The sequence below is a fragment of the Pseudomonas sp. PA15(2017) genome (assembly GCF_001945395.1).
Classification (GTDB): Bacteria; Pseudomonadota; Gammaproteobacteria; order Pseudomonadales; family Pseudomonadaceae; genus Aquipseudomonas.
Map to the genome: position 1 here is coordinate 24422 of NZ_MSXV01000046.1, position 11956 is coordinate 36377.

Annotated in this window: 12 protein-coding genes; 5 read left to right on the forward strand and 7 right to left on the reverse strand. The window is 59.2% G+C overall.

All coding sequences use genetic code 11. The features are described 5' to 3' along the window. Positions 1-863 precede the first annotated feature (863 nt). The 3 genes from BVH03_RS15305 to BVH03_RS15310 form a co-directional block, all read right to left on the reverse strand. Positions 864-1166 carry a phage/plasmid replication protein gene (locus BVH03_RS15305; protein WP_083640073.1) on the reverse strand — a complete coding sequence of 101 codons (303 nt, stop codon included), beginning with the start codon at positions 1164-1166 and terminating at the stop codon, positions 864-866. A gap of 226 nt (positions 1167-1392) precedes the next feature. Beyond that, positions 1393-1515 carry a hypothetical protein gene (locus tag BVH03_RS26895; protein ID WP_256574711.1) on the reverse strand — a complete coding sequence of 41 codons (123 nt, stop codon included), beginning with the start codon at positions 1513-1515 and terminating at the stop codon, positions 1393-1395. Beyond that, positions 1508-1768, reverse strand: a complete 261-nt coding sequence (locus BVH03_RS15310) for a hypothetical protein (protein ID WP_075961973.1) — start codon at positions 1766-1768, stop codon at positions 1508-1510. Before BVH03_RS15310 ends, BVH03_RS26895 begins: the two co-directional genes overlap by 8 nt. A 961-nt stretch (positions 1769-2729) precedes the next feature. Here BVH03_RS15310 and BVH03_RS15315 point away from each other — a divergent pair. The 3 genes from BVH03_RS15315 (at position 2730) to BVH03_RS15325 (ending at position 5618) form a co-directional block, all read left to right on the forward strand. Next, positions 2730-3917: an NAD(P)/FAD-dependent oxidoreductase gene (locus tag BVH03_RS15315; protein WP_218189544.1), complete on the forward strand. Its 1188-nt coding sequence runs from the start codon at positions 2730-2732 to the stop codon at positions 3915-3917. A gap of 96 nt (positions 3918-4013) precedes the next feature. Next, positions 4014-4250, forward strand: coding sequence for a hypothetical protein (locus BVH03_RS15320; RefSeq protein WP_075961974.1), 237 nt, complete (start codon positions 4014-4016; stop codon positions 4248-4250). A gap of 48 nt (positions 4251-4298) precedes the next feature. Continuing rightward, positions 4299-5618, forward strand: coding sequence for a peptidoglycan DD-metalloendopeptidase family protein (locus BVH03_RS15325; protein WP_083640074.1), 1320 nt, complete (start codon positions 4299-4301; stop codon positions 5616-5618). A 207-nt stretch (positions 5619-5825) separates the two neighbouring features. Here BVH03_RS15325 and BVH03_RS15330 read toward each other — a convergent pair whose 3' ends face one another. Both BVH03_RS15330 and BVH03_RS15335 read right to left on the reverse strand, forming a co-directional pair. Then, the gene (locus BVH03_RS15330; protein WP_075961975.1) at positions 5826-7202 is read right to left on the reverse strand and encodes a GntP family permease; all 1377 of its coding nucleotides are present in this window, start codon (positions 7200-7202) and stop codon (positions 5826-5828) included. 125 nt (positions 7203-7327) lie between these two features. Then, positions 7328-7822, reverse strand: coding sequence for a gluconokinase (locus tag BVH03_RS15335; protein WP_177344914.1), 495 nt, complete (start codon positions 7820-7822; stop codon positions 7328-7330). A gap of 222 nt (positions 7823-8044) precedes the next feature. On the opposite strand from BVH03_RS15335, the gene BVH03_RS15340 reads away from it, so the two are divergent. Continuing rightward, a complete protein-coding gene (locus BVH03_RS15340; protein WP_075961977.1) occupies positions 8045-9073 on the forward strand; it encodes a LacI family DNA-binding transcriptional regulator in 1029 nt (342 codons plus the stop codon). Positions 9074-9189: 116 nt separating this feature from the next. On the opposite strand, the gene BVH03_RS15345 is transcribed toward BVH03_RS15340, so the two are convergent. Then, a complete protein-coding gene (locus tag BVH03_RS15345; protein WP_075961978.1) occupies positions 9190-10206 on the reverse strand; it encodes a zinc-dependent alcohol dehydrogenase family protein in 1017 nt (338 codons plus the stop codon). 242 nt (positions 10207-10448) lie between these two features. Between BVH03_RS15345 and BVH03_RS15350 the strand changes: the two genes are divergently transcribed. Next, entirely contained in the window at positions 10449-11363 is a 915-nt protein-coding gene (locus tag BVH03_RS15350; RefSeq protein ID WP_075961979.1) for a LysR family transcriptional regulator, read from the forward strand. A 475-nt stretch (positions 11364-11838) separates the two neighbouring features. Here BVH03_RS15350 and BVH03_RS15360 read toward each other — a convergent pair. Further along, on the reverse strand, positions 11839-11956 hold a 118-nt coding region (locus BVH03_RS15360), incomplete at its 5' end, for an integrase core domain-containing protein (protein WP_143485886.1).

The following is an 11956-nucleotide window of genomic DNA, read 5'->3' on the forward strand; positions in this document are numbered from 1 at the left end:
TCCCTGGGCACCATCAGGCGGTAGATTTCGCCGATAGCCCACGGCGACCAGACCACACAGGCAAGCACAAAGAGCCAAAAAAGCACGCCGGAGCCGGTTTCGAACAGTTGAGCCATGGTCAGTGCTCACCACAAATGCCCAGGTTTGCCGCCGCCAACGCGGACGATTTCTTGCGACGATGATACTACCGGCTGCTGCGAGGACGCTGCGCGCCCTCGGTCTCTCGCAGCAGCCGGTATTTCTGGTGCCGGCTGAGTGGTCAGGTTACTGCTCGGGCCATCGCTGTGCCCGTGCCTGCTCGCTACGCTCGCCAGTCCCTGTCCCTGCGAAGGCCTCGCATAATGCATATCGCTAGGTAGCCATCAGAACGCCGCAGAAACGTTCCTGGCGACCGACGACTGTTGACCTCGGCCCTCGGTCTAACCGACGGCGGACGCCAGTCACTGGAGCACCTCTAGGATGGTCAGATTCGAGATATCCCTAGGGTCAGAGTAAGAGCAGCCATCCTCGAGAATAATAAGGCTGGTGGGAACGCCAAGTGAAACGCTTCCAAGCTGAACTGCCATAACAGTGCAAAGGTAATTCAAGGACTCAAATACCTGAAGGTGGCCATAGGTAACAGCACAGGCCTCAGAGAGGCGTACGCGCCTGCCGACAAGCTGAAGCGGGTGAATGGGAGTTCCGTCAAGGGTTAAACATGATATTTTTTCAAGTTCAGGCAAGGCGGACAGTGCACAAGGGATTTTGGGGAGGCCAGCAGTAACAAGGGTTTCAGTAGAATTGAATGCAGCCATTTTCGATCCTCCTACGACCGAGAGTGGTAAGCAGGGATAGGGGAGTTGCAGCTCCCCTGCCCCTGCGATTTAGCACCGCTGTGAAGATGGCGAGATTTGCCCGCCATAAGGCTTGGCAATATCAATACCCAGCTTTCGCAAGCGAGCTCTATTTACCTTGACGGCGCTTTTTGCGAAGTCTAAGGGGAAGCCTTCCATCCACTTGACGGCATAAACCAGCGTGGCATTAGCAGATGCCTCGCTCGAAACAATACCGTCAGAAATAAGCCGCTGATGGATTTCAAGTAGTGATATCGGCATGCGCTCATCGATGCTTAGAAAAGGATGGAATGCCATACTTGCAGCGCAATGAATGCAGGTCAAGAAATTCATTGCGGAAAGGCAAAAAAGTCTGAGGTTTCATACCAAAGTGGGGGTGTTACAGCACCCCCACCCCTCCGGGCGCCGTCGAGCGCTCAAAAAAGCAGGGCTTCGCCCCTGGCCCGTTCCGGCCCATCGCAAATGTGCGAGTGGATCGCCTCGCGGGATGACACAGCGTGCCAACACAAGCAGAAGCGAGTGATCAGTGTGGAGTGGTCAGCTTGAGGGCCGGGCGCCGTCAGAGGACGGCGTAGGCAATGAGAGCGGCGACGATCAGGCCGGTGGTGACGTGCAGGGCGATGGCAACAGGGGAAGGCGTGCCGGGGGCATCAAGGAAGCGTTTCACGGTGCGATCAGCCATTGAGTAAGTCTCCCTGGCCGCAAGCCTCGACAAGGTGCATGGCAGACGCCCTAGCCTGCTCAAGAATGCGCTGGTACCGAAGGATTTCGATCCGCTGCATCTCGATGGTTTCTTGCAGGTGCTGGGTTTCGCGGTAGAGCTGGAGCGCGTCAGTAGCAGCCTTGGCGTAGGCCTTCGAGGCGGTTTTCTCGCCGTAGTGCATGCGCATCAGGTCGGCTTCGGCCGGGTCAGCATCGAATTTCACTAGGGTCATTTTGGTACCTTTCCGTTTAACCTGGTTCGTTCCTCGAGCAGGGAAATGGTACCAAATCACGCCGACGCACTCAATCGTTTTGGTACCATAATTTCCTGCAGGAACAGATCCTGGAGCAGCATATTGGTACCAATCGGCATCGCATAATCCCAGGTTGATGTTAAACCTAGCTGCGCTTGCCGTGGCCTTCGGATAGTCCCACGGCACCGGCCAAACATAACCTGGGGCCACATTATGCGAAGTCTTGGATTGGAATTCGCGAGCCGATCTGCTCACGATTTTAAACGTTGATCATGGCCAGCTCTCACTACAGATAGCCGGTTTGGCCACCACCTAAAACGCCGGCGGAATCACGGCGAGATGCGCGGCCAATGACGGCGATTGGCCAAGCGTTGGCAACTAACGAGATCGCCCTTGGTGATCAACAAGCCATGGCCGCCGAGCGTCACGGTATCGTCCAGCCCAAGACGTGTTACTTGAGCACCATCAAGGTCACGGTGATAACGGGCGGCGACCGATAAGTGATCACGTAACCGGTTTCGCGGTGAACGCTAAACACCCTCGGCCCTTAGTAGAAGCCGGCATCTTCGCTACGACGAGTGATCTCGGCCAATCTGCAAGCGTCCAGGTGGCAGTCACTGCGCCACAGAATGCCTGGACATTCGCCTCTCAAAGCAATGCGAGGCAAGGTGGCGGCAAATGAACGGATAAATGCTGCGTTGGCGAAGCTAGGTGGAGGGCTGATGCTGAGGCAAGTGCCTCGGCTGTCGAGCGCTCCGACGAGCGCCGCGCTACCAATCACGGCATGCGTACTCATGGAGCACCCTGGCCGCTGATCAGGTCCCCTCGCCCACTTGAGCCGATCTCGAATGGACGCGCGGATGCACGTGCGTGGTGAAGCCACCGATCGACACAAGCTGCTTCGTAGCTGCTCCAGGTAGATGCATGGAGTAAAAATCAAATGCTATGGTATAACATATTGGTTCTCATTCATGCGTATCTATTCCTTCTTTCAGGCCGCTTTATGGAATCTTCCGCAGACTTGGTAATCGTTGGTGCAGGCGCCGCCGGAATCGGTATGGGGCTGATGCTCCAGGCTCTCGGGGTGGACCGTTTCGTCATCCTCGATAGAGGTGACATTGGGGAATCGTTCCGGCGCTGGCCAGCGGAGACCAGCTTTATAACGCCGTCGTTCTATAGCAACCCATTCGGTCTGCCCGATCTGAATGCAGTGTCGCCAAGCAGCTCGCCAGCCATCACGTCACGAACGGAGCATTTAAATGGCCAGGCCTACGCGGACTACCTGGCTCTGCTCGCCAGCAAGCACGAGTTACCGGTGATTACGCAGTGCTCTGTCGAGGGCGTGCAAAGGCTGCCGGGTGATGGGTTCGAGCTGACGACTTCGCAGGGAAGCGGCACCACGAAGCTATTGATCTGGGCCACGGGTGAGTTCCAGTTTCCTGACTTGCTCCCATTTCCAGGCGCTCAACTTTGCCGCCACTACGCTCAGGTCCGGTCTTGGAAGGAATCGGCATGCAGCGACCAAATCGTCATTGGTGGCTACGAGAGTGGCATTGATGCGGCCATCAATCTGATACGCATGGGCTGCCGAGTGAAACTGTTGGTGCGCAAACCCAACTGGGATCAGCCTACGCCCGAAGACCCCAGCCTCTCGCTCTCACCATTCAGCCGAGAGCGCATGGATAAAGCGATGCGTTCGGGGCGGCTGGAGCTGCATTTCGGCGCCGACGTGACCGACGTTTCGAAGATGATGGAATGGCACCGGGTTCGGTCTTCTGATGGACGCGTCTGGCTCAGTGAAAACGCCCCTATTCTAGGGACAGGTTTTCTAAGTGGCGGCGGCGCGAGGCAAATTGAAGAGTGCTTCGACTGGGCTGAAAACGGTAAGCCGATCCTGACCGAGCACGACGAATCAAGTAAAACCCCGGGACTCTTCATGCTCGGCCCGCAGGTTCAGCACGAGCAACGAATCTACTGCTTCATTTACAAGTTTCGTCAACGGTTCCCTGTAGTTGCGTTGAAGGTATTGAATCGGCTAGGCCTGCCGGTGCCAGACAATCTAGATAAAACCTGGGCGCTTTTCGATCCGCCTGCAGAGGGGTGCTGCAGTGATGAATGCGACTGCTAGCCCATCGCTCGCAACCTGTTTCTGGCTAGCTGCCAGGCACTTTCGCCATGGCTGGCACAGCACTGCTAGCACTCGCAATATGAACTGGAGAACCAAGTGAAGAATACGCCGATGATTCCCGACTCCTATGCCAGCTGGTACCACTGCATCACTGTCGAGTGCGAAATACAAATGACCTCGGCTTACGTGCAAGAGCGTTTGGCAATTCTCAGGAACCCCAAGGAATACCAGACCGAGCGATTCACCGAGTTATACGGCATCCATCATTTACAACGGGTAATCGGCTGGTTTGAGCGCGCGGAGCAAGAGCAGTCCCCGAGCCGAAAACTTTGACGCGGCCCTGGGCCAGCCAGACATTTACCTTATAAGGAAAAGTGCCGGATGCGTATCATTGCATTCCTGAAGTACATGCCTGTCGGTCATCACGTTATGTTACTGCTGGCCGTATGCGCTATTGGTGCTGCTTTGCTATTGGCCCCGCACACGCCAGATGCCCCGCGAGCCTCGACTCCAACCCCTGCTCCCGTCGGTGACAGCGACATAAACCGCGAGCAGGCTGACCCAGGCGCTACCCCACTGAACAGGCCCACGCGCTATTCGCTAAGATCCGGCGATACGTTAAGTGCCATCTTCAGCGCACAGGGGTTTTCACAACATATCCTTCAGCAAATTTTGGCGGCGGATGAAGAGCTACTCGCGCTCGATGTCTTACGGCCAGGTAACTCCTTGGTTTTCCATGTCGACGAGAGCGATCAGACATTGAAAGCCATGGAGCTTCAGCTGCATCCGGGGTACCGGATCGAGTACCGCCGTGTGAACCATACTTCCTTCGAGTTCGAAGAATTCGTCAGTCCAAGCACCTGGCAGCGGCAGGTCATCACTGGAAACATACAGGGCAGCTTTTACGTATCGGCACAGCAAGCCGGATTAAGCGATGCTGATATTCTCAAGGCTCAGCAGATTCTCGGCGAGCGGCTGAATTTCAACCGAGATATCCGTCCTGGCGACCATTTCGACATTGTTGTAGGCCATCAAATCTCCGAAGAAGGGCCAACCGGACAGACCCGTCTGGAAGGCATTCGTCTGTTACGTGGCAATAAAGTCGAAAGTGCTTTTTTGCACACGGACAGCAACTATTACGATGCCAATGGTGAAAGCCTCAGTCGTGCATTCCTGCGTTACCCGACTGAAGCACGCTATCGGATCAGCTCGGCCTTCAATTTACGTCGCTTACACCCGGTTACGGGCCGCATCGCTCCGCACCATGGTGTCGACTTTGCGATGCCGATCGGCACCCCTATTCTTTCAACGGGCGATGGCGTCATACGGCGAGTTGGCAATCATCCCTTTGCAGGTCGCTACATCGAGATCGAACATAACGGCCAATTCAAAACTCGCTACCTGCACTTGAGCCGTGTACTGGTCAATAACGGCCAGCAGGTTAAACGAGGCGAACGCATTGCCCTATCAGGTAATACAGGACGTAGTACTGGGCCCCATCTACATTTTGAGCTTCATGTCGGCAATCGCCCAGTAGACCCGATTAAAGCTGAGATTCCGACGGCAACGCGAATCGCGAAAGCAGAAATGCCTGTATTCACCCAAAAGGTAAGAGCACTGCTCGTCGCCATGGACGGCAGTGCCTTGCATCTCGCTAGGCACGCGGAGACCGCCCAAAGCAACAGTGAAGACGACAGCTGACGGATACAACCTGAAGGCTGCGCGGCATTCACCAGCGCAAACCCCAAAGCGCGGCAATGCCGTTTGCGATGCAAGACGTGATCAAGGCTGGCCAAGGTGACCAACGTTGATTCTGGAGGCGGTGTACGAAGTTGCCGACGGGAAGCCGTCACGGTATGTAGCGCCGCTCCGATGCCGTCATCGCCATGACGGCATCGGCCTTTCACGCTACAGGATCAGGCTGCCAATGACCGCCAGGATGAAGGCGATGCTACCGAGCAGGGTTTCCATCACCGTCCAGGTCTTGAGCGTGGTCTTCTCGTCCATTTCCAGAAAACGGCTGACCAGCCAGAACCCCGAGTCGTTGACGTGGGACAGCACGGTCGCGCCACCAGCGATGGCGACCACGATGAAGCACAGGTCGAACTCGCTCAGCCCGGGTGTAGCGGCAACCATCGGCGCCACCAGTGCGGCGGTGGTTGTCAGTGCGACGGTGGCCGAGCCCTGGGCCACACGCAGCGCCGCGGAGATCACGAACGCGGCGAGGATCACCGGCATGCCGGTATCCGACAAGGTATTGGCCAGCGCGTCACCGATACCGCTGGTGCGCAGCACACCGCCGAACATGCCCCCTGCCCCCGTCACCAGGATGATCGAGCAAATCGGGCCGAGCGCCCCTTCGCAGACTTTTTCCAGGTGCTTGCGGCTGTGTCGGCCGCTGAAGGCGATCAGCGCGAAGAGCACGGTGATCAGCAGTGCTACCGGGGTTTTGCCGAGCATGCGCAGGAATTGCACCCAGCTACTGCCGCCATCCACCGCACCTATGACGGTCAGGGTGTTGAGGCCGGTATCCAGGAAGATCAGCACCAGTGGCATCAGCAGGATGGTCAGCACCAGCGAGAACGGTGGCGGCGTCACGCTGTTGTCCCGCGGCACATCGGTCAGAAAGCTGGCCGGCAGTTTCAGGTCATAGCGCTTGCCGGCCCACAGGCCGAACAGATAACCGCCGAAGTACCAGGTCGGCAACGCGATCAGTAGGCCGACGATGACCAACAGGCCGATGTTGGCCCCCAGCAGCTCGGCCGCTGCGACCGGGCCGGGATGTGGCGGCACCAGGGCGTGCATGGCGGCAAAGGCGCCGGCGGCTGGCAAGGCGTACTTGAGGGTCGAGCCACCGAAGCGCTTGGCCACGCTGAAGATGATCGGCAGCATCACGATCAGGCCGGCGTCGAAGAAGATGGGAAAGCCGAACAGCAATGAGGCCATGCCCAATGCGAAAGGCGCACGGTGCGCACCGAACTTGTTGATCAGCGTATCGGCCAGCACCTGGGCACCGCCGGTAATTTCCAGCAGCCGGCCAATCATTGCGCCAAGGCCGACCAGCAAGGCAACCGCTGCGAGCGTGGTGCCGAAGCCGCCGAGTAGCGTCGGGACAATCTTGTCGAAGGGGATTTGCGTGGCCAGCGCCGTGAAGATGCTCACCAGCACCAGCGCCAGAAAGGCGTGCAGGCGGAAGCGGATGATCATCAGCAAAAGCAGCAGAACGGCGCCGGCAGCGATGGACAGTAGTGGCCCGGCGCCTAGGGTAGTGGTCACCTCATTCATGGTGAGCCCCCTCCTCTGCATCTGCAGCCCGGTGATCAAAAGATGTGCGGTACAGCTCAGCTTGATGTTCGGTGTTCATGTCGGCTCCACTTGTCTTTGTTATGGGAGATGCATGGGGTGCGCGGTCAGCGGTCGTCGTTCGAAGCCCGCCACCAGCCAGCAGCCTCGCGACCAAGGGTCTCGATGGTTTGTGTGGCATCCAGCACCAGCGTATGACGCTCGCCGTGGGGCGGCTCCAGAGTGGCGAACTGGCTGTCGATAAGACTGGCCGGCATGAAATGGCCCGGGCGATTGCCGACGCGCTGCGCAGCTTCCTCACGGGCCAGTTCGAGAAACACGAAGCCCAGGCCGGGCACGGCCTCGCGCAGCCGGTCGCGATATTTGCGCTTGAGCGACGAGCAGGTCAGTACGGGATGACGATGGGTCGCGAGTGCGCTGACCAGTTCCTGGCCCAAGCGGCTCAGCCAGTCGGCACGGTCATCATCGTCGAGGGGAATGCCGGCGCTCATCTTTTCGATGTTGGCGGGCGGGTGAAATTGGTCACCTTCGATCAGGTAACCGCCGACATGCTTGGCTATCGATTCGCCGACGCAGCTCTTGCCACATCCGGATACGCCCATGACGACTACTGCGGTTATCGGTTTACTCATCGTGCAACTCCAGCAGAAGACAGCGCTATCTTTGGCGAGTGAAACGACACGCGAGACAGCGGCTTCAAATGTTGTAACTGTTATTCGCCGGTTCCTGCTGCTCAGGTGTGGCAAGCGCATTGTGCTCGATTGCCAAGCTCTTGAGACAGCGCTACCTTAACCAGCAATTATGAATGATGACAACCCCTGCCGATGAAATCTCCGACCCACAGCAACTCCTCCCGCACCCTTGGCATGCCGACCCTGGCACAGGTCGCTAAACGCGCCGGCGTATCGACCATCACGGCTTCGCGCGCGCTGCGCGGCGTGGCCACGGTGGGCGTCGATCTCGCCGATCGCGTGCGCAAGGCCGCCGATGAGTTGGGCTACGTGGCCAACCCGGCGGCGCGAACCCTGGCATCGGCGCGCAGCAGTTCGGTGGTGGTACTGATTCCCTCGCTCTCCAACCAGCTGTTCATTGAGCCACTGGACGCCATTCACGAAGTGATGCGGCCACGCGGTATCGAGGTGCTGATCGGTGATTACCACTACTGCCGGGACGAGGAAGAACGGCTGGTGCGTAACTATCTGCCATACCGGCCAATGGGCATGCTACTGACCGGTTTCGACCGCACCGAAGGTACCCGACACCTGCTCAGCGCCAGCCGCATTCCCTGCGTACACATGATGGAACTGAGCGATGCGCCGGGTATCGCCAGCGTCGGCTTTTCCCAGCAGGCGGCCGGTGAAGCCGCGGCCAGGCATCTGTTGCAGCAAGGTCGCAAGCGGCTTGCCTACGTGGCGGCCCAGCTGGACCCACGGGTGATGCAACGCGGCGAAGGCTTTCGCCGCGCCTTGCAGGTCGCGGGCGTCTACGACCCGGCCCTGGAGCTGCTGCATCCCCTGCCCTCGTCCATCGGCCTGGGCTGCCAACTGTTTCGCGATTTGATGCAGCGCCATCCGGATGTCGACGGCATCTTCTTCTGTAACGATGACCTGGCCCAGGGTGCGCTATTCGAAGCACAACGCAGCGAGATAGCCGTGCCGGGGCGTGTGGCGATGGTTGGCTTCAATGACCTGCCAGCTTCGGCGCATACCGTGCCGCGGCTGTCGTCGATCCATACGCCGCGCACCGAAGTCGGCCGCGAAGCCGCCAACCTGCTGCTGAAAATGCTCGATGGCCGCCCCGCCACGCCCAACGTCGACCTGGGTTTCGAATTGCGTGTGCGTGAGAGCAGCTAGGCGCGTGCGGTCATCAAATCGCAACGGATGACCGCCATGATCGGAACCCGACACAAGGATGTGTTGCCCCAGAAAAAAGCCCGGTCAATGCCGGGCTTCTTTCGTTCTGGGGTGGATCACTCCAGCGTCAGGGCGACGCGCCCACGATCGGGGCAGGCTTCCATGTAGCGATGTGACTCGGCGAACTCCCCGAACGGGAACGTCTTGTCGATACGCGGCTTGAGCAGGCCATCGGCGGTGAGCATGTTGATGTGATCCAGCGCGCGTTGTACGGCGGCGTGATCCTGCTCGATGCCCAGTTCCGAGTGCCCGGTAAAGTCCAGCACGCAGTGGCGGAAGAACTGCAGGTGCTTCTTGAACGCAGCGCAGGCCGGGAATGCGGTGTCGTTGCCACCGTTGAGGCCGTAGAGAATCAGCTTGCCGCGGGTTGCGGCAACGTCACCGAGCAACTTGAGCTGCTGGCCGGCGCAATGGTCGAGAATCACCTCAGCACCCTTGCCTTCGGTGTAGCGTTCGACCTCGAGCACTAGATCCTGCTCTTCGGTGAAGATGATCTTGTCGGCGCCCAGCTCGCGCAGGAACTCACGGCTGCCCGGCACGCTGGTCGAGACGATGACGTTGGCACCCAGCGCCTTGGCCAGTTGTACCGACTGCGGCGCCAGGCAATGACAGGCCTCGGTGATCAGCACGTGCTGGCCGGCCTTGAGTTTGGCCAGGTCGACCATCGCGAAGTAGGCGAACAGCAGGCCGGTGTAATGGATGCTGGCTTCGGTCGGGCTGAGCACGTCCGGGTAGCGGGTCAGCGCATAGCGCGGTACCACCACCACGTCGCCCCAGGTCGGGTAACGATTGGGCGTGTTGGCCGGGAACGCGGCGACCGGCGTGCCGACCGGCAGGTCGTCGACGCCCTCGCCCACGGCTTCCACGATACCGGCCAGCTCGGAGCCGACACCGGAGGGTAACTTGGCTTCTTCGGAGGCCAGGTTCTGGCGCCACAGCACATCGCCCCAGCTGACACCAAGCGCCTGGACACGTACCAGCACCTCTCCGGCGTTCGGAGTGGGTGTCGGCACTTCTTCGCACTGCAATACGCTGGCGTCGCCGAACTTGTGGAAACGGATCATGCGGGACATCGTCAACCTCAACTGATCGCGGATTGGTTCATTCACTGGACTCGACTTTATCTGCACACCTGGGTACACACCACCCGACACGAGTAATAGTCGTCATGCCTGACAGTGATATAGGCCGGCGGAACGTGTGGATATGCCAATCTTACCGGTGTCTTTCCCAATGCGCTCAAGTGCTCGTACTATTGGCGCACAAGGCTCTCACTAGCGTCCCGCTCTGGCAAGCCCGCACATTTGGAACCCGGATGAACCGCAACGACCTGCGACGTCTCGATCTCAACCTGCTGATCGTGTTCGAAACGCTGATGCACGAGCGCAGCGTGACCCGTGCGGCAGAGAAACTGTTTCTTGGCCAGCCGGCAATCAGCGCGGCGTTGTCGCGCCTGCGCAACCTGTTCGATGACCCGTTGTTCGTGCGTACCGGGCGCAGCATGGAGCCCACCGCCAGAGCCCAGGAAATCTTCGCCCTGCTCTCGCCGGCGCTGGACTCGATCTCCACTGCTGTCAGCCGCGCTTCCGAGTTCGACCCGGCTACCAGCACCGCGGTGTTCCGGGTCGGCCTGTCGGACGATGTCGAGTTCGCCCTGCTTCCGGCGCTGCTGCGGCGCCTGCGTTCCGAGGCGCCCAATGTGGTGCTGGTGGTACGCCGCGCCAACTACCTGCTGATGCCCAACCTGCTCGCTTCCGGGGAAATCTCGGTGGGCGTCAGTTACACCGAGGAACTGCCGGCCAACGCCAAACGCAAGACCCTGCGGCGCAGCAAGCCGAAGCTGCTGCGCGCCGATGCGATCCCCGGCAAGCTCAGCCTCGACGAATATTGCGCCCGCCCCCACGCCATGGTGTCGTTCGCTGGCGACCTCAATGGCTTCATCGATGACCAGTTGGCGCGTTTCGATCGCACCCGCAAGGTGGTGCTCGCCGTGCCGCAGTTCAATGGCCTGGGTACCTTGCTGGCCGGCACCGACCTGATCGCCGTGGTGCCCGACTACACCGCTGCCACGCTCACCGCCGCCGGCGGCCTGCGCGCCGAAGACCTGCCTTTCGCGAGCGACAGCTTCGAGATGTCCATGGCCTGGCGCGGTGCCCAGGACAACGACCCCGCCGAGCGCTGGCTGCGCTCGCGCATCCAGATGTTTTTCGGTGATCCTGAGAGTCTTTAGGCGTCGTCTGGCAGGCTGTTCTGCTGATCATTTCTGGCTTAAACCATGGAGTTCCATTCACTTCCACTGGATTACTACATTGGGGGCACATCTGGGGGCATGCTTTGGAAGGTTTGAAAAGGATGCTCCACCTTTACAAGGCTATTGAGAATCGGTAAGACGGTACTTTCTGGCCTCAGTCTTTACCATGAGCTTCTGCCCACAGAGACTGCCTATCGCACGCCCCGCCAGGCTCTCGATGAAGTCATCTAAATCACTGGGTACCAACCCATCCCGCAACCATTGTACTACTTGGGATTTGGTGGCAACGGTCGCCTCGTTGCGCATTCGAAACTCGACGATCGTAGTGGCGAGGAATAGGGCAGGGACTTCAGTAATCCCGTACACAGGGTCATTAGGGTCTGTTCCCGTTTCAGCGCGAACCGCGTTGCCGCGAGAAATGGCCTCCGGTTAGGCGCAGGACGCAGGGAATGGACTAGCTGTGTAAACCCAGTACGTTGTTCAGTGGCAATGGAGCCCGACTGATTGGTGGTTTGTAGTTGAGACTGCTGTGCGGCCTGTGCCAGTTGTAGTGGTGCAGCCAGGCTGGCAAA